The 18,947-nt window shown below is 42.2% G+C and carries 17 protein-coding genes and 1 pseudogene; 7 read left to right on the forward strand and 11 right to left on the reverse strand.

Annotation, left to right across the window (positions count from 1 at the left end; translation table 11 throughout):
* Positions 1–524: 524 nt before the first annotated feature.
* From bioD to bioB, 4 genes are read right to left on the reverse strand one after another with little or no spacing between them, the layout of a single operon-like run.
* On the reverse strand, positions 525–1,220 hold the full coding sequence (gene bioD / locus P2E05_RS14640) for a dethiobiotin synthase (RefSeq protein ID WP_276122863.1): 696 nt from the start codon (positions 1,218–1,220) through the stop codon (positions 525–527).
* Positions 1,213–1,989 (reverse strand): malonyl-ACP O-methyltransferase BioC, encoded by a 777-nt coding sequence (gene bioC, locus P2E05_RS14645; protein WP_276122864.1) that lies wholly within the window; start codon positions 1,987–1,989, stop codon positions 1,213–1,215. Before bioC ends, bioD begins: the two co-directional genes overlap by 8 nt.
* Positions 1,970–3,124, reverse strand: coding sequence for an 8-amino-7-oxononanoate synthase (gene bioF, locus P2E05_RS14650; protein WP_163862733.1), 1,155 nt, complete (start codon positions 3,122–3,124; stop codon positions 1,970–1,972). Before bioF ends, bioC begins: the two co-directional genes overlap by 20 nt.
* Positions 3,124–4,161, reverse strand: a complete 1,038-nt coding sequence (gene bioB, locus P2E05_RS14655) for a biotin synthase BioB (protein ID WP_163862735.1) — start codon at positions 4,159–4,161, stop codon at positions 3,124–3,126. Before bioB ends, bioF begins: the two co-directional genes overlap by 1 nt.
* 92 nt (positions 4,162–4,253) lie before the next feature.
* On the opposite strand from bioB, the gene bioA reads away from it, so the two are divergent.
* A complete protein-coding gene (bioA, locus tag P2E05_RS14660; protein ID WP_272657964.1) occupies positions 4,254–5,525 on the forward strand; it encodes an adenosylmethionine--8-amino-7-oxononanoate transaminase in 1,272 nt (423 codons plus the stop codon).
* A gap of 38 nt (positions 5,526–5,563) precedes the next feature.
* Here bioA and pgl read toward each other — a convergent pair whose 3' ends face one another.
* On the reverse strand, positions 5,564–6,550 hold the full coding sequence (gene pgl, locus P2E05_RS14665; RefSeq protein WP_163862739.1) for a 6-phosphogluconolactonase: 987 nt from the start codon (positions 6,548–6,550) through the stop codon (positions 5,564–5,566).
* 339 nt (positions 6,551–6,889) lie between these two features.
* Between pgl and P2E05_RS14670 the strand changes: the two genes are divergently transcribed.
* Complete coding sequence (locus P2E05_RS14670; protein WP_276122865.1) at positions 6,890–7,708, forward strand: pyridoxal phosphatase; 819 nt, start codon at positions 6,890–6,892, stop codon at positions 7,706–7,708.
* A 119-nt stretch (positions 7,709–7,827) separates the two neighbouring features.
* Here the strand turns inward: P2E05_RS14670 and modC are convergent, their stop codons facing one another.
* From modC to P2E05_RS14690, 4 genes are all read right to left on the reverse strand, one after another.
* On the reverse strand, positions 7,828–8,922 hold the full coding sequence (modC, locus tag P2E05_RS14675) for a molybdenum ABC transporter ATP-binding protein ModC (RefSeq protein WP_163862741.1): 1,095 nt from the start codon (positions 8,920–8,922) through the stop codon (positions 7,828–7,830).
* Position 8,923: 1 nt separating this feature from the next.
* Entirely contained in the window at positions 8,924–9,613 is a 690-nt protein-coding gene (gene modB, locus P2E05_RS14680) for a molybdate ABC transporter permease subunit (RefSeq protein WP_154624721.1), read from the reverse strand.
* Between the two features lie 18 nt (positions 9,614–9,631).
* The gene (modA, locus tag P2E05_RS14685) at positions 9,632–10,351 is read right to left on the reverse strand and encodes a molybdate ABC transporter substrate-binding protein (protein WP_231131863.1); all 720 of its coding nucleotides are present in this window, start codon (positions 10,349–10,351) and stop codon (positions 9,632–9,634) included.
* Positions 10,352–10,639: 288 nt separating this feature from the next.
* Positions 10,640–10,789: an AcrZ family multidrug efflux pump-associated protein gene (locus P2E05_RS14690; RefSeq protein WP_154624701.1), complete on the reverse strand. Its 150-nt coding sequence runs from the start codon at positions 10,787–10,789 to the stop codon at positions 10,640–10,642.
* Positions 10,790–11,002: 213 nt separating this feature from the next.
* Here P2E05_RS14690 and modE point away from each other — a divergent pair, with 213 nt between their 5' ends.
* The 4 genes from modE (at position 11,003) to gpmA (ending at position 15,573) form a co-directional block, all read left to right on the forward strand.
* Positions 11,003–11,794, forward strand: a complete 792-nt coding sequence (gene modE / locus P2E05_RS14695) for a molybdenum-dependent transcriptional regulator (RefSeq protein ID WP_154624700.1) — start codon at positions 11,003–11,005, stop codon at positions 11,792–11,794.
* A gap of 297 nt (positions 11,795–12,091) precedes the next feature.
* Entirely contained in the window at positions 12,092–13,576 is a 1,485-nt protein-coding gene (modF, locus tag P2E05_RS14700; protein ID WP_154624699.1) for a molybdate ABC transporter ATP-binding protein ModF, read from the forward strand.
* A gap of 221 nt (positions 13,577–13,797) precedes the next feature.
* Positions 13,798–14,628, forward strand: a complete 831-nt coding sequence (locus tag P2E05_RS14705) for a CPBP family intramembrane glutamic endopeptidase (RefSeq protein ID WP_163862745.1) — start codon at positions 13,798–13,800, stop codon at positions 14,626–14,628.
* A gap of 192 nt (positions 14,629–14,820) precedes the next feature.
* A complete protein-coding gene (gene gpmA / locus P2E05_RS14710; RefSeq protein WP_154624697.1) occupies positions 14,821–15,573 on the forward strand; it encodes a 2,3-diphosphoglycerate-dependent phosphoglycerate mutase in 753 nt (250 codons plus the stop codon).
* Between the two features lie 96 nt (positions 15,574–15,669).
* Here gpmA and P2E05_RS14715 read toward each other — a convergent pair.
* Positions 15,670–16,355: pseudogene (locus P2E05_RS14715) on the reverse strand (outer membrane protein).
* 365 nt (positions 16,356–16,720) lie between these two features.
* On the opposite strand from P2E05_RS14715, the gene P2E05_RS14720 reads away from it, so the two are divergent.
* Positions 16,721–17,470 carry a hypothetical protein gene (locus tag P2E05_RS14720; protein WP_163862746.1) on the forward strand — a complete coding sequence of 250 codons (750 nt, stop codon included), beginning with the start codon at positions 16,721–16,723 and terminating at the stop codon, positions 17,468–17,470.
* 79 nt (positions 17,471–17,549) lie between these two features.
* Here P2E05_RS14720 and aroG read toward each other — a convergent pair whose 3' ends face one another.
* Positions 17,550–18,605 (reverse strand): 3-deoxy-7-phosphoheptulonate synthase AroG, encoded by a 1,056-nt coding sequence (gene aroG, locus P2E05_RS14725; protein WP_154624694.1) that lies wholly within the window; start codon positions 18,603–18,605, stop codon positions 17,550–17,552.
* Positions 18,606–18,947 lie beyond the last annotated feature (342 nt).

The raw sequence follows: 18,947 nt of genomic DNA on the forward strand, positions 1-18,947 counted from the left end.
TATTGTATTTCAATACGATTATTTATGAGTCTGAAATCACATCAAATAAAGGCAAAGCCGCTTGTCACCTTGGATACGGTTGTTTTTTTAGATCTAATTCACAAGGTTATCCACAGAAATAGTGGATAACTCTGCAATCCCTTTAAGATAGTGCGTTTCCGTTCTACTCTAAAAACCACATAGACCAAATAAATGACAGAAAAATGGCAATTCAGTGAAAATTTTTTTACGCAGAATTTATCACAAAAACAATATTTATTCTGGTTTACAGGATCAGAGTTGACAAAAATGGCGGATTAACGATCCAGAATCACTTTTTACACTGCACAAACAGAAACATAAAAAATTATTCAGTAAGATCCATGAGATAGAACATGTCATGCTTTAATGGCATACGGAACATGCAAGTGTCATGGCGAAACAACTGGTGTTCGTCAGTATGTTTCCAACAATACCTGCGAACACTGCAAAACAAAAAATCCACTTTATTGTGGATTTTTTTGGCATTTAAATATTCCCACTCTTTAGCACTCATCACAACGCGTCAGCAACCGTCTCACATCAATATACTGACCAACATCCAAAAATGTATCGCTATTTTGATAGGGAATTGTACCAAGAGATGGGGCATTGATCGTGCGGTGTAACGTCTCTAAATATTCTGCTTGATAGATTCCTGCTGGCTCGACCTCATTAGCTATCCACCCCACCAATTTTAGTCCTGATTGCGCGATGGCCTGCGCTGTTAACAACGCATGATTAATACAGCCTAACTTGATACCAACAACCATGATCACCGGCAATTGTTGCTCAACCACCCAATCGGCATAACTGTGATGTGCTGATAGTGGCGTATACCAACCGCCAGCCCCTTCAACTAACACCCATTGGGCTTTTGATTGCAACTGTTTTAATCCATCAGTCATCACCGAAAACGCGATTGGTTGCCCGACTTTTTCACTAATAATATGCGGAGACGTTGGTGCTTCAAATACAATCGGATTCACTTCTTGGTAAGTTAATGGCAGTGTACTGTTTGCCTGTAAAAAGAGTGCATCACTATTACGTAGCCCTTGTGCCGTCTGCTCGCTACCTGAAGCGACTGGCTTATAACCCGCAGTTTGATAACCTAATTGATTAGCGGCTTGTAGCAATGCACAACTGGCTACCGTTTTGCCGACTTCAGTATCGGTGCCAGTCACAAAAAAGGTTTTAATCACGATAAATTATTCCAAATACAGTTTGATAAGTCAGTTCTAGGCCGTTCACTGACGCTGGGTAGGCATGTGTGAGTTGCTGTAATCGTTGCCTTGTCATCAATCCACCTTGGCGTCCTGCCGTAAGATGCGTCGCGCCTATCCCTTTTAATGAATTCAACAAGCGAGCTAAATCAGGAAAATACAGTTTATCGGGCTGAAGCAGTAATTGATGCTTCCATGGCTGGCAGCTCGCCGTAATCAGCTCAAAGCTCAAAAACTCATTCACATGTGAATAGCCATCTAACTTAGCCCAAGCTTGTGATAATTCAGACAGTGAGCCTTTCGCAAGAGTCGTAAATACAATAACGCCCCCACTTTTGGTCACTCGATGTAATTCCGTTAACGCTTGTGATAAGTTTGAGCACCACTGGATCGCTAAATTAGAAAAAACGATATCGAAGGTTTGGTCGGCAAAAGGCAGTAATTCCATATCTGCACAAATATATTGTGCAGCGGCCTTTTTATCGCGAGCAACCTCTAACATGCCTAATGACAAATCTAATGCGGTGACTTCAGCGCCTTGTCTTTTGATAATTTGGCTGAAAAATCCCGTTCCACAGCCAACATCAATCACTTTTTTATCACTTAAATTTACCTGCACTGAGGCTAATAAATCCAATAATTGGTGACCGCTGTTTTGCTGATAATACGCTATCGAATCATAGCGCTTTGCCGCTTTACCAAACGCAGAGGCAATTTTTTGCTTTTCATCACTTAACGGCAAAACCATGTAGCGCCTCCAACAGTTGGTCTATATCTTGTTGGCGATGAGCCGCACTCAGAGTAATGCGTAATCGTGCACTTCCGGGCGGGACAGTAGGCGGGCGGATCGCTTGCACCCAGAGCCCTTTTTGCCGAAGATAATTAGAAAGCTGAATACTGTCATCATTATCACCAACAATGAGCGGTTGGATTGCCATCGATGAATTCGCTAATTGCATACCACTCAACTGACTATTTTTTCTAAAATACGCAATATGCTGATTAAGCCGTTCCCTCTCGTCATCAGCGTTACGGATCTGTTGTAGAGCCGCTGATAGTGCAATAGCCTGAGCCGGTGGCATTGATGTACTATAAATAAGATGGCGAGCTGCTTGGATAAAATAATCTGCGGTAGCTTCATCACACAAAACCGCGGCCCCACTCAAACCAAAAGCTTTGCCGAAGGTGACAATCAGCAGTTCGGGTTTAATACCATCAACATCACAACTACCGCGCCCTTCTCGCCCTCGCACGCCAATACCATGTGCATCATCCACCATAAGCCATGCATTATGCTGTGTGGCAAGCCGCTGCAATTCAGCGAGTGGCGCACAGTCACCGTCCATACTAAAAACACCTTCAGTAATGACAAGCGTTTTCCCTTTTGCTGGAGGAGCGAGCAATTTTTCTAGTGATAGCGGGTTATTGTGGGTAAAACGCCGTAAAGTAGCGCGAGATAACATTGCTGCTTCAAGGATCGATGCATGGCTAAGTTTATCGGCTAAAATGCGGTCATCTTGGGTCATCAAAGCGGTGATTACCGCTTGATTTGCCGCAAAACCAGAGATAAAGAGCAGTGCTCTCGGATAGCCTAACCATTCAGACAGCGCATTTTCTAGCTGGTAATGGGCACGAGAGAACCCTGTAACATGCCCTGAACCACCGCTGCCTGTGCCATATTGAGCAGCGCCTTGCTGCCAAGCCTCAATGACTTTGGGATGGTGACTTAGGCCTAAATAATCGTTGCCTGAAAAATTCAGGTACTGATGGCCATCAACCTGCAATTCACGCCCCGTATTATGCTCAACACAGGTTCGTTTGCGCCAAATCGCATTCTGCTGGCGCTGTTTTAACTCTGCTTGAATAAAAGATTGCCAGCTCATTAGATCGCCGCATTGTAAAACTGTTGGTTGTCTGCGGTAAGGATTTTTTCCGCTAAATGCGCGGCTTGTTGATTGTCGCCTTCATTAACCTCAATACGTTCAGGGTTAATATTCAATTTTCTGAATAGTGCTAAATCTTTATTTTCATCTGGGTTTGGTGTCGTGAGTAACTTACAACCATAAAATACTGAATTCGCTCCTGCCATAAAACACAATGCTTGAGTTTGCTCATTCATGTATTCACGCCCAGCAGATAAGCGTACATAAGAGGTTGGCATCATAATACGTGCAACCGCAATAGTTCGAATGAAATCAAATGGATCGACATCGTCGTTATCAGCCATTGGCGTCCCTTCAACCTTCATCAACATGTTGATCGGCACACTTTCAGGCGGCTTAGGTAAATTGGCAAGCTGTACTAATAATGCAGCCCGATCGCTAATTTTTTCTCCTAAACCTAAAATTCCACCAGAACAAACTTTAATGCCGGCATTACGTACATTGTCTAGGGTATCTAAGCGGTCTTGATAAGTTCTCGTGGTAATAATGTTGCCATAGTATTCTGGTGAGGTATCAAGGTTATGATTGTAGTAATCGAGGCCTGCTTGCGCGAGGCGTTGAGCCTGATGATCGTCAATCATGCCCAATGTCATACATGTTTCCATGCCAAGAGATTTTACCTCTTTCACCATCATTTCAAGATAAGGCATATCTCTTTCACGCGGGTTACGCCAAGCGGCCCCCATGCAAAAACGTGTTGATCCTGCTTGCTTAGCTTTTTTTGCTGATTCAAGAACTTGCTGTACTTCCATTAAACGTTCGGTTTCTAAACCTGTTTTATAGCGAGCACTTTGCGCACAATATTTACAATCTTCAGGGCAAGCGCCCGTTTTGATCGACAGTAAAGTACTCACTTGCACCTGCTGTGGATCAAAATGCTGTCGATGCACTTGCTGAGCTTGAAATAGAAGTTCAAAGAAAGGCATAGAAAACAATTCATTAGCCTGTTTAGTTGTCCACTTTTTTAATTCGCTCACGGCAGTTCTCCATCGTAAAAAGTCGTTGCCAGTTTAAATATTGCGGTTATCATGTCAACCAAATTTAATAAAATAAGTTGACGATAAAATAAATGGACAGTTCAGATATTGCTTTCGATGCTAAACATATTTGGCATCCCTACACCTCGATGAGCCAGCCAATTCCAGCCTATCCTATTGTTGAGGCGAGAGGGGCAGAACTCATTATGGCTGATGGAAAAAAACTGGTTGATGGTATGTCTTCTTGGTGGGCTGCGATCCACGGCTACAATCACCCTGTGCTCAACCAAGCAGCAACAGAACAACTGCAAAAAATGTCTCATGTGATGTTTGGGGGTATTACGCATCCCCCAGCCGTCAATCTATGCCGTCAACTCGTTGACATCACACCTGAACCTTTAGAATGTGTTTTTCTTGCTGATTCAGGTTCAGTGGCCGTAGAAGTTGCACTAAAAATGGCGCTTCAATACTGGCAAGCGAAAGGAGAAAAACGTCAGCGTATTTTGACGTTACGTCATGGTTATCATGGGGATACCTTCGGTGCGATGGCGGTGTGTGATCCTGACAACTCTATGCATGGCCTCTACAAAGGTTATTTACCTCCGCATATTTTTGTCACAGCCCCCCAATGTGGTTTTCATGACCAATGGGATGATGATGACTTATTACCGATAAAGCAAGCATTGGCAGCGAACCATCGACACATTGCGGCGATAATACTAGAACCGATTGTTCAAGGTGCTGGTGGGATGCGTATTTATCATCCTCAATATCTGAAAGGCGTTCGCGAGCTTTGTGACTACTACGGGATCTTATTGATTGCGGATGAAATCGCCACCGGTTTTGGCCGTACTGGGGCATTATTTGCTTGTGACCATGCTAATATTTCCCCTGATATTATGTGTTTAGGAAAGGCTTTGACTGGCGGCTATATGACACTTTCAGCAACCTTAACCACTCGTCACGTAGCAGAAACGATTAGTGACGGTGAAGCGGGATGCTTTATGCATGGGCCAACCTTTATGGGGAATCCCTTAGCTTGCGCAGTTGCCAACGCGAGTCTGCAATTATTGCGTGAAAGCCCATGGCAGCAAACCATCGCCAATATTGAACAACAACTTTTTCAAGAACTTACACCACTTGCCCACCATGCCGATGTTAAGCAAGTTCGCGTTTTAGGTGCGATTGGCGTCGTTGAGATGCACCAGTCTGTCAATACTGCTGAGCTACAGAAAAAATTTGTTGCTGAGGGGGTATGGATCCGGCCGTTTGGGCGGCTCATTTATGTCATGCCACCTTATATCATCTCACCAGAACAACTGAGTAAAGTGACAGGGGCAATAAGAAAAGTGATCGAAGGGTAAAAGATCCCTTTATTTGTAAAGGGATCTTTTCATGCAATTTAGCGTGCAAGTACCGTTACCCACATAGGGCCTTTTCCTACTGGGTAGCGGCCAATTTGTGTGAGCTTACCGGTAATTGGGTCGATTTCACTGACCGAAATACTGTCGGACTTTTGTCCACTCGAAATCAAAAATCGTCCCGTCGCATCGATATTAAATCCACGAGGCTGCTCTTCAGTTGGATAAGTGCCCGCAAAGGTTAATTCACGGCCATCATCAGAAACCAGGAAGTGGCTAATATAACTATCTGAACGCTCACTCGCATAGAGATGACGACCATCTGGCGTAATATGAATATCTGCGGCCCAGCGTTGGCTGTCACTGCCTTGTGGATAGACATTGATATGTTGCGTTTGACGATAGCGTGTAAATTTATGGTAGACATTAATCGTCGAATCCAATTCATTAACACAATAAATCACTTTATGCTGAGGGTGGAAAGCCAAATGGCGAGGCCCTGCACCTTGTGCAGCACTAATTTGATCAGCAGAGGCTTCCGTTAAATAACCGTCAGCATGTAGATCAAATAAACGGATATGATCTTCCCCTAAACAAGGTACCCATAATTGCTGATTGTCTGCATCAACATGTGAAGAGTGCGGGTTACGTAACCCTTCAATAACTTGGATCGCCGTTTGCGGCACACCTGCGCTGTTTATTGGTAATACCGCCAAATTGTGTTGATGGTACGACGGCACAAACAGATACTTACCTGTGTTATCCAATGATAAATGTACTGGTGTACTTGGAATTGAGGTTTCCGCTTTGAAACTTAATGTGCCGTTATCTTCTATACGGTAAGTGATGACGCGAAAGTTGGGTCTTACCCCAATATAAAGATGTTTTTTATCATGGCTTAATACCATTGGCTGTACTTGGCCTGGCGTCGTCACAGTCTGCAACAAAGTAAGTTCACCGACTTCGTTCATAGACCAAACGTGGATCTGATGGCTTTCGGGGCTAGCAATATAGACAACCTGATTCATCCTGTCTCCTTTGTGTTTCATGATAAAGCGCTATTTTGTCATTATGACGGTTAATCTCTAGATACACTAGCGAATAACAATTAATAACGCTTTTTTAACGATATCAAGTTATTAATTTGTCGTAATATGACTAAAACAGTGGATTACCAATAACTTGACTCGATTCGTCAATACGCCACTTTAGTTAATCTCGAATATCCGCTAAGATGGTAAATTATACTCAACCTAGATTATTATCAGGCTAATCAGATTTCCCTTTCTGTTCAGCCTCCGACGTCAAAACCACCATATCGCCATTAAACCATGGCATATGTAACCTCAAATCACGTGGAGCCGTTTATGTCATACCGCGTTATTGCGCTCGATCTCGATGGAACACTACTTGATCCTCAAAAGAAGATTTTACCTGAATCTCTAGCTGCTTTGAATGAAGCACGCCGTCAAGGCGTCAAAGTACTGATTGTGACTGGACGCCATCATGTTGCTATTCACCCTTTCTATCAAGCTCTTAATCTTGATACTCCAGCGATTTGTTGTAACGGAACTTACCTTTATGACTATTTAGGTAAAAAGGTTCTTGCCTCTGATCCAATGACATTAGAGTCAGCAACACAAATGATAGAAAGGCTACGTGATACGGATATTCAACATTTAATGTATGTTGATGATGCAATGTTGTATAACGCGCCGACTGAAGGGATCAAAAGAACCCTTAGCTGGGCAGAAACCTTGCCAGAAGCACAGCGTCCAAATATTCAATTTGTCGAAAATTATGCTGATGTCATGCACGATTATCAATCGATCTGGAAATTTGCGGTAAGCTCCGAAAATCTGAATCAGCTTAAAGAAGTTGTCCATGGCATTGAAACTGATTTCGGTTTGGAGTGTGAATGGTCTTGGGTTGATCAGGTTGATATTGGGCGTAAAGGAAACAGCAAGGGCCTACGTCTCAAACAATGGGTTGAATCACAAGGCATGACCATGGATGATGTAGTTGCTTTTGGCGATAACTTCAATGACTTAAGTATGCTAACGACTGCTGGTCTAGGTGTTGCAATGGGCAATGCAGTCGATGAAATCAAACAACAAGCCAAGCTGGTCACTCGCGATAATACCCAACCGGGCATTGCCGAAGTGATCCGCAAGTATGTTTTGTAATTCCCATCAAGAAAATAATAATAAAGTGATCACTCAAAATACGTTAAGTTTTCACTAGGTTGCAATGGCGCGGATCCTGAGAAATCTATGGCTAGGATCCGTGTTCAGCATCAACAATACTATGACTTGGGGCTTGGAGTATGAAGCGTAATCTGCCGGCTGAGCGAAACACTCTTCACTTGAGCATAAACTTTCCGCCCTTTGCGGATAGAAAGCTCATCGCGCGCCCAGCGAGTAATTCGTGCCCATAAATAGTGCTGATCCCCTAAATCTAACTTCACGTCGACCTGTTCACCATCTTCTATCCACTCAACAACCTCCGCAGATAAAATATTACGAATACTGCTCACTTGAGGTTTTTCTAACACCAACGAGACATCTGAGGCATCAATGCGTAAACGTAACATGTGGTCTTTTTGAGTATCAATACGTGGGATCCACAGTTTTTGGTGACCTACCGTCACGGCGGTCATTGCATAATCAGGATGGTGACCATGGCAGATCACATTCAGCACACTACTTAATGTTTCTTGCTGCAACCAAGGACGTAATGCACTACTTGCCCATACCTCTTCTAACGGGCCGAAAGCTTTTACTTTCCCTTGTGCCATCACAATCACTTTATCAGCTAAACGTAAAATTTCATCAAGGCTATGGCTCACATACAAAATCGGGATTTTGACATCCTGAGAAAGCCTTTCCAAATACGGTAATAATTCACGTTTACGCGGTAGATCAAGAGAAGCCAAAGGCTCATCCATTAATAAAATTTCAGGGGCTGTTAACAACGCACGACCAATCGCAACACGCTGTTTTTCCCCCCCCGATAGCGTAATTGGAAAACGATTCAGTAATTTTTCGATCCCTAACAAACCCACGATTTCATCAAAACGCCCTTTCATCTCTGGCGCCATCCCGTAACGTAGGTTGTTTTTTACGCGATAATGTGGGAAAAGCCGAGCATCTTGAAACACATAGCCTATATGTCGCTGTTCAGGTGGTAAGCAGATCCCTTTTTCCATATCCACCAATGTGCGCCCATTAAGCACAATACGCCCACGATTCGGCTTGGTTAGCCCCCCAATGACATTGATCAAGGAGGTTTTCCCCGCACCAGACAAGCCAAATACTGCCGTTATGCTTTCTGTGGGTAATTCAGTGTTCACTTCAAGCTGTAAATCACCCAGTGTCTGTGAAAAATCAAGTTGTAACATATCAGGCTACCCCTAATCGCTTTTTACCCCAACGGGTTAGCCATTCTGAAATTAATAGTGAGATCAGTGCGAGCACTATCGCGATAACACACAGACGAGCAGCATCAACTTCTGCTCCCGGTGTTTCAATTAGCGTATACATCGCCAATGGTATCGTTTGAGTTTCACCTGGAATATTTGATACGAAAGTGATCGTGGCACCAAATTCACCTAAAGAACGCGCAAAGGCTAATACCGTACCCACAATAATACCGGGTAAAGAGAGCGGAATAGTGATAGTGAAAAAGACACGTAAAGGTGTCGCCCCTAGCGTTCTAGCGGCCTGTTCTAATTTACGGTCGACAGCCTCAAGCGCTAAACGAATGGCTCTCACCATCAAAGGAAATGCAACAACAGCAGAAGCCAAAGCCGCACCACGCCAACTGAACGTGAAGCTAAACCCAAACCAATGATACAACCACTCACCAATAAATCCACGGCGTCCCATACTGATCAACAGTAAATACCCCACTACCACTGGCGGTAATACCAGTGGTAGATGAATAATACTATCAAGCAGTGTTTTGCCAGGAAAATGGCAACGAACCAATACCCATGCAACTAATATCCCTAGCGGTAGGCTAAAGATCACCGCAACACTAGAGACTTTTAAACTTAGGTAAATCGCTTCCCATTCATAAGCACTTAACATCTGCAATACTATAATCTCTTAACGTGGAGTGAAACCGTAACGTTTGAATACCTCTGATGCCGCTGGCGTTTTCAGATATTCATAAAAGTCACGAGTGGCTTTATTATCTTGATCTTTCACAATAGCCATTGGGTATTCAACGGGTTTATGTGAGTCAGCTGGAAAGATACCGACAACTTTCACTTTTTGACTGGCAACGGCGTCAGAACCATACACGATACCTAAAGGTGCTTCATCGCGTTCAACAAGCGCCATACCGCTGCGTACGTTGTTTGTTCGCGCTAACATGGGATTGACAGTATCCCATGCCCCTAAGTAGTTCAACGCTTCTTTAGCATAAATCCCAACAGGCACATGATCAGGATCACCTACCGCAAGACGTCCGCCATCGAGCAGTTTTTTCCAATCAGTCTGTTTATTGATATCGACTTTTTCAATTTTCGAATCTTTTGGTGCAATAAGCACTAACTCATTACCTAATAAAGTGTAACGGGTATTTTCAACCATTAACTGCTTATCAATAGCATAATCCATCCATTGTTGATCGGCAGAAATAAATAGATTTGCAGGGGCTCCTTGCTCGATTTGGCGTGCAAGCGTTGATGATGATGCATAAGATGAAACCACTTCTACTTTGCTTTCTTTCTGAAATTGCTCAGAGATTTCATTCATCGCATTTGTCAAAGAAGCGGCAGCAAAAACGGTAATCTTCTCCGCAGCAACACTGTGGCTTGCCATTGAAAGCGTTATCGTGGCACCCGCCAGTAACTTAATTAAGCTTTTTTTCATGTTAATCCATCCTAAAATTTAACTGTCCCGTTATATATAACAGGACACAACGATAACTTAAAGTCATAGGATGCATAAAAGTGTGCTAGCGCAATGAATTGACCAAAAATTGGCGTCAATGGCACAAAATGCGGGGAGCCTACACTCAAATCGGATTAGTCAAAGAAAGGATGTTGAGTAGCCTGTTTCTTCACATTATCCGTCAAGAAACAGGCACACTTAAATAAGGAGGGAGAATTATTTATTCTCGGAGTGATGATGCGGAACGTGAGCTTTAGATAACAGGTTAAAGAAAGCCCCAAGGCCATAAATTAGCCCCATAATCAAAAACATCACAACTGGAACCATCAACAGGGCAAAACCCATGCTTTTTAGAATATCTAACATTAAAGCCTCTTCAGTGATACTGTGCCCACCAGCCAACTGATGCGCTGACGAGGGAAAATAAAGCTGAATTTAAATAATAACGTATATAATAGTGATAAAACAGCCACTATTGTAGACAAATTACATTTCAAACGACACACTAAACGTGCTTTTTCATCGCAGTTTCGTTGTTCATGGCGTCGTTCTTAACAGGAAATAGGAAGGGAGATATTTATGCAGGCAGAAATCTTACTCACGCTAAAACTACAAGGAAATTTATTTGCTGACCCTCGCCGAATTTCACTGCTTAAACAAATCAAAGCCACAGGATCGATTAGCCAAGGCGCTAAATTAGCAGGGATCAGCTATAAGAGTGCTTGGGATGCCATCAATGAAATGAATCAGTTGGCGGATGATATTTTAGTTGATAGAGCGACAGGCGGTAAAGGCGGTGGAGGAACAACGCTCACTCATTATGGTGAAAGGCTGTTACAACTTTACGATTTACTAGCACAAATCCAGCAAAAGGCATTCGATGTTCTCAAAGAGGACAATTTACCCCTTGATAGTCTTCTCGCTGCTATTTCTCGCTTCTCGCTACAAACCAGCGCACGTAACCAATTCTTTGGTACCTTAATTGCAAGAGACCATAGCCAAGTCCAACAACATGTCCAAGTGTTGTTAGCGGATAATAAAACCGTTATTAATGCCGCCTTAACAGAACAGAGTGCCAACCGCCTAGGCCTTGCCGAAGGTAAGGAAGTACTCGCTTTAATTAAAGCACCTTGGGTGAAATTGACTAAGCCGTCAGCAGCAACGGACGAATTTGATAATAAACTTGCAGGTAAAATCACAACACTTGAACGTGGTGACGAAAATAGCGAAGTTATCGTCACCTTATTAGGCGGTGAAACCCTGTGTTCAACACTCAGTAACCAAGAAGTCGATCAACAGCAGCTCCAGATCAATGACGATGTCACCGCCCAATTTAATGCCGATCAAGTGATCATCGCAACGCTTTGCTAATCAAACGCACTTATTTATTGCCACCATCATCCTCAATAAATAAGTGCCCTCATCTTTTTTTTATGCTTCATTTCTCAGTGAATTATTGACATTGTCTGCAATCATGATTATTTGTGGAGGAGACAGATAGGTAAATATAACATCGATACTCTAGCTAATTCGAGTTGGCAGCCAAAAAGCAAGTTAATGCATCACTAGGCATAAAGACAACAACCTGACTAGTGAGCGGGCGCTTAGCCAATATTATTCATACCGTGCAGCCGCTTGAAGCAGAGGGGTATATAAGAAGGAAGTATTATGGCTTCAATTACTCTGCGTCACAGTAGCTTTAGGCTCAATGACACGCAAACACTGGATATACCTGAATTAACAATTAATCAGCATGAAAACTGGGCATTTATTGGTGCTAATGGCAGTGGTAAATCCTCTCTTGCCAAGGCCTTATCAGGAGAACTGAAGCCGTTATCTGGTATCGTGGAAAATACGTTTAACACCCCCATTCGTCTCTCTTTTGAACAACTGCAAAAAATTATTAATGAAGAATGGCAACGTAATAACACCGACTTACTCGGCGAAAATGAAGATGACACGGGCTATACCGCCGCTGAAATTATTCAACTCCACCATCGAGATAATGAATATTGTTTAGAATTAGCCGCAAAATTTGGTATCAGTGATTTACTCTCTAGGCGCTTTAAATATTTATCTACGGGGGAAACCCGTAAAGTATTACTCTGCCAAACCTTAATGGCACAACCTGATTTATTGGTGCTTGATGAACCTTTCGATGGACTAGACGTCTATTCAAGAAATAATCTTGGCGAGTTGCTATACAGCCTATCTGAAAAAGGGCTAACCATTATATTAGTGCTTAATCGATTTGATGAAATTCCTGATTTCATTGATAACATGGGCGTTTTAGCTGATTGCAAGCTCAGCGTATCGGGAAATCGTGAGTCAGTACTTGCTAACACCCTAATCACTCAGCTGCAACACAGCGAAAACCTTAAACAACTCTCTATCCCTGAAATCGAAGACCCAACCGCACAAATTTCATTAGCAGACGATGTGCCACGCGTTATTTTGCGCAATGGCGTTGTCAGTTATAACGATAAACCTATTTTGCACGGTTTAAACTGGCAAGTTAACCCGAAAGAACATTGGCAAATTATTGGTGAAAACGGGGCGGGAAAATCCACATTATTGAGCTTAATTACAGGTGATCACCCGCAAGGCTACAGTAATGATTTAACTTTATTTGGTCGTCGCCGAGGAACGGGAGAAACCATCTGGGATATCAAACGCCATATTGGTTACGTCAGCAACAGTATTCACCAAGAGTATCGTGTCGCAACTAGCGTGATTAATGTCATTATTTCAGGTTTTCACGACTCTATTGGTTTATATCAAACACCTTCAGATCGCCAAGTACAATTAGCTTATGAATGGCTTGCTTTACTAGGATTTTCCGCACAATCCGCACAACAACCTTTTCATAGCTTATCATGGGGTCAACAACGCCTTGTACTCATTGCACGCGCACTTGTTAAACACCCAACAGTGTTAATTTTAGATGAACCCCTACAAGGGCTTGATGGCTTAAATCGTTTATTAGTACTCCGCTTTATCGATATCATGCTGAACCAAGGTTCGACACAACTGCTGTTTGTCAGCCACCACCAAGAAGATGCGCCTAGCTGTATTACGCATCGACTAAAATTTATTCCCGATAACGGCAAATACCGTTATGACATAGAAGTGGTTGAGCATCATCCCGCTTAATATCATGATAATCAGGGTCGATAATGTGATTTGATGATTTATCGACCTTAATTAATCTAATGATTGGCTTACCTATTCTAAAACAAAAATGTATAACTTCTTTATTTACGTTTACTTGTACAAATACTGTTTCCATATATTGGATTGATGCCTCGAAAAATGAGTCAAAATCATTACACTGTGCCGCTTTCAATAATTCTTAGTACGATTTAGGAGTATTTATGGCCGGCTGGCTTGTCTTGGCTATTTCACTTGCAACACTGGCAACACATCGATTTATCGCCCTATTTTTATTTTTTATTGCGGTCATTATAGCCTTGTTCACTCATGTCCTTAGCTGGCAAGCTATCTTACTGCTTCTTGTCATAACTATGATTGGAATAATTCGCTGGCGTTTTCAATACCATTTAGTCGTCAAAATCGTCAGTGAAATCGCACTGCTCGCCATTGTGGTTGGTCTATTTCTTCATGTATTCCCAGGTTTTAACAACCTCAAATACCTTGATAAGGTTATTGTCGGTGAGCAAAGCGCCCCTTTTACCCTGTATTTAAATTTCGACAAGGCAATAGTGCCTGTTGCTTTATTATTTTGTCTGCCTAATCTATTTTCTACTCAACCACTTAAAACCGCTAAACCTTGGCAATGGTGGATTTTAATATCCGCCGTTCCTGCATTACTGATTATTGCCGCGATCAGTGGAGGAATTGATGTTGAATGGCATTTCCCCACATGGCTGCCGATATTTATGATCAGTAATCTGTTGTTTGTCTCACTCGCTGAAGAGGCGCTCTTTCGCGGTTACTTACAACAACGATTCACCCAATGGCTAGGCTCCCCCTACCTAGCACTCATGCTCAGTGCCCTACTTTTCGGTGCAGCACACGCCGCTGGAGGCCCTTTATTGATCCTCTTTGCCACCCTTGCGGGGATTATCTATGGTTTAGCGTGGATGTGGAGTGGAAAATTATGGCTTGCTGTATCGTTTCACTTCGGGTTAAATCTATTACATCTATTGTTTTTTACTTACCCAGTCAAAATGGTCTCTGGATGAAAAATAAGCATAGAAGAGGATATTTTGCGGCTTCATCAGCGAAATTTTTGTCTAGTTAACGCGCTTACCATCACTTTTTTGATTTGGTTTGGGTAAAACATCAGTTGTGACTAGCGTTCGGATTGACTATCCCTATAATGTAGGTCAGCAATGATTCATTTTAATTTGAATGTACTGATAGGAGTTTAAGCTATGGCTGTAACTAAACTGGTTTTGGTAAGACACGGTGAGAGTGAGTGGAACAAAGAGAACCGTTTCACTGGCTGGACTGATGTTGAACTGTCAGACAAAGGCCGTGAAGAAGCAAAAATTGCAGGTCAACAGTTGAAAGAAGAAGGTTTTGTCTTTGATTTCGCATATACCTCAGTTCTGAAACGTGCTATCCATACTTTATGGAATATCCTTGATCAGGTTGATCAGCAATGGCTGCCTGTTGAAAAAAGCTGGAAACTGAACGAGCGTCACTATGGTGCACTACAAGGCCTAGATAAGTCTGAAACTGCGGCGAAATATGGTGATGAGCAAGTTAAATTATGGCGTCGTGGTTTCGCAATCACGCCTCCTGAGCTGACTAAAGATGATGAGCGTTACCCTGGTCATGACCCACGCTATGCAAAACTATCAAGCGATGAACTGCCAGTGACTGAAAGCTTAGCAACCACCATCGAGCGTGTTGTTCCTTACTGGGAGCAAGAGATCAAACCACGTGTTGCAGCAGGTGAAAAAGTGATTATTGCCGCTCACGGTAACTCACTACGCGCACTGGTAAAATACTTGGATAACATGGGTGAAGAAGAAATTCTCAACCTGAATATTCCAACCGCTGTCCCTTTGGTTTATGAGTTTGATGAAAACATGAAACCAATCAAGCATTACTATCTTGGTAACCAAGAAGAAATCGCGGCTAAACAAGCTGCGGTTGCCAACCAAGGAAAAGCGAAATAATTAACGCTTTATCCCACGTTGTCAACAACCTAAAGGGTTGGCAAATGCCAACCCTTTATATACGACATATCCCAATGAATAACAATGAGTTAATGTTTAAAACAGATATCTCACGCCCAGCACTAGCTCTTGTGATTTAAGATGCGCCTTCATTTGTTCATCCGTAGGCCACGGGCATTAGCAAAATTGTTCATTCCACTTTCGATCTTACCTAAATCAATATAACGGTAGCCTAAATCAAAATTCAGTCTTTCAATAGGCTCATAGCTGACACCCGCCCCAAGAGAGTATGCTAAGTTAGTATCGGTGTTACTGCCATATTGGCGTGAAGGGTTGCCTTGCCACCCTGAAGATTTCACTTTTGCAATACCGATACCCGCTGTACCGTACACTGAAACCCCTTGATGGATTTCATAGTCACGATAAACATTCAACATTAAGCGCTGTGATTCCGTTTTATGATGGTTAAAGCTTGTCGAAAAAATTGATGAACCACTCGTGTATTCTGCCTTTTTATTAAAGGTATATTCAGCTTCTGTACGCCAGCCATTACCATACTGATAACCCGCTGCCAGTGAAGCATTATAAAAATCATCTTTATCATCGCCCGAAACAAACTGACCAATTCCTGGGCGAAGACTCGTATCCATGCTATCCGCTTTTTGCCACACTTTCGCGAGTCGTGCAGCTCCGTAATATCCCTCGTGACCTGTTGATGCAATAGCACTACCAATCGAACTAATCAAAGCAAAGGCTAAAGATACAATTTGTACTTTTTTCATTAAATAATCCTATTTAGTTATAATTCCAGCTAGTGATTATTTAGCTTAAGTCAAATTAAAGATAGGGGACTTTTTTGAACGATTTGTTCATTTTTATTGAAAAAACAAAATTAAAATCTTGGAAGAAGATAATGTAAAGAATATAAAAAACGAGTAATCTCAGAACATTGATGATTAGGAATGTTCTTAAATATTGATTTTCTTGATTAACCCAAATAATGATAGAAAAAAACCCACCTAGTGGGTTGCGTTTTTTTCTGCCTACCATCAAAGAGTGCCAATAAATTTTGATTTATCGCGATAGCACTCGACACCCTACTTTTTTATGGCACAATTTATTTAATGATGAACTAATTGAGAATTTTATGAATAAATTCAATCTCTATGTTTGGGTTGGGCTGGCGCTTAATATTTCACTACTTGGCTCACTGCTGTATATGCTCCAAACAGGTGAACTGATTATTGATGGCTCTGACGGCGCCCAAAATGCACATTTAATGAGAATATTAATGATCATTGCGTGCGTTAGCTTTCCAATCCAGCTGATCAGCATGATGATCATGAGCTACAAACCCAGAGTTGCGATTGGTGTCGCGCTAATAAGTAGCTTAGCACTCATGCCAATCACGATTGTTTTCCTTTGTGGCATGATCTTTTCAGCGATACGTTGGCGTTTCCATCAACTGGAAAGCGTTGATCCAACCATCAAAGTTGATTTCGATACCAACCTTGTCTTTAACAATCGGCATAATACACTGCGGACCATCATCGTTGGCGTACTCGGCGCGATATTCGTGGTTTTGAGTCAAAGCTTAGGAATGTTCTTGATAGTCCTTGCGATTCTGCTATTTATTTTGGGAAAACGCATTCATGGCACACCTTACGTAGCAACCAAAGGTAGCTATTTTTATATCCGCCCCAGTTTATTTAGTCTCTATTACCGAATCCCATTAAAAGATGTTACTTACTTAAGACACGAAAAAAATACTGTTTTATTGCAAGCTCAAGCAGGACAAGGTAGCCAAAACATGATTCCTTTATCCATTTCACTGTCCCATTTAAGCGAAGAGGATAAAAACAAGTTGGGTGAAATATTAGAAAAAGTCGCTCATTAACCGATAAACCCCCTACAAAGCAAAAAGCCCGTGTCGCAAAATACACGGGCTTTTCTTTCGTATTACCGCTATCAGCCAGTTACTTCTGACGACGAGCAATCACAGCATCAGATAATTGACGTAGTACTTTTTCAGTATCATCCCACCCAATGCATGCATCTGTGACGCTTTTACCATAAACCAGTGGCTCACCAGAATCTAAGCTTTGGTTTCCTTCTACAAGATGACTTTCGATCATCACCCCTGTGATAGAACGATCGCCTTGGCGTAATTGTTCACTTACATCATCAGCCACAATCATCTGCTTCTCAAACTTCTTACTACTGTTAGCATGGCTGAAATCAATCATAATGCTTGGCGTTAGCCCTGCGTTGGCTAGCCCTTCACGTACCGCTTTAACATGCTCTGCGCTATAGTTAGGCTCTTTACCACCACGCAAAATAATGTGGCAATCCTGATTACCACTCGTATTCACGATAGCTGAATGGCCCCATTTGGTGACAGATAAGAAACAATGCGGCGAACGTGCAGAGTTAATTGCATCAATAGCAATTTTAATTGTGCCATCGGTCCCGTTTTTAAAACCGACAGGACAAGAAAGACCCGATGCGAGTTCTCGGTGAACTTGGGACTCCGTCGTACGTGCACCAATTGCTCCCCAGCTCATTAAATCAGCAACATATTGTGGGCTGATCATATCCAAAAACTCACCCGCCGTTGGTAGCCCCTGATCATTAATTTTGACCAATAGCTCACGAGCAATACGCAATCCTTCATTAATATCAAAGCTATTATCCATATGAGGATCATTAATTAGCCCTTTCCAGCCCACAGTGGTGCGTGGTTTTTCAAAATACACGCGCATCACGATTTCAAGTGAACCTTTAAGTTCTTCTCTTAATTTATTCAGGCGCTCAGCATATTCTAGAGCCGCTTTAGTATCATGAATAGAGCAAGGGCCAATCACAACAACAAGGCGATCATCTTCGCCTGACAAGATATTATGGATGGCGAGACGTGCTTCATGAACGGTAAACGCCGCTTTATCTGTTGCAGGAAACTTCTCCAGCAATGCAATAGGTGGCAATAATTCTTTTATTTGTTTAATTCTGACGTCATCGTTCTGATAATTCATACCCGTTAATCCAATGTTTATTTTTTTATACTGATGATTTACATACCCTATGGATCCCAATAGCAGAGCGATGGTAAACACTTACTTTAAGCGAAAAGATAATAATAAAATCCTTTTACCACTAACAAAGCTGCGATTAGAAAGACGGCAGGTATCGAAATTTTAATCTAACCGTTCAGCCGCCTTCTGTAAACAGCTAAACATGGTATGAAATTATCACTTTTAGGCTTTAAGATTATAAAATGAGGCTAAAGTCAATCAAATGGCGTAATAGCCCCATTTTTAGGATGATTTTTAGAGGAAAAAGAAACAAAAACGGCAAAACATCGATAATGTTACTTT

This window comes from Providencia stuartii (assembly GCF_029277985.1).
GTDB classification, from domain to species: Bacteria; Pseudomonadota; Gammaproteobacteria; order Enterobacterales; family Enterobacteriaceae; genus Providencia; species Providencia zhejiangensis.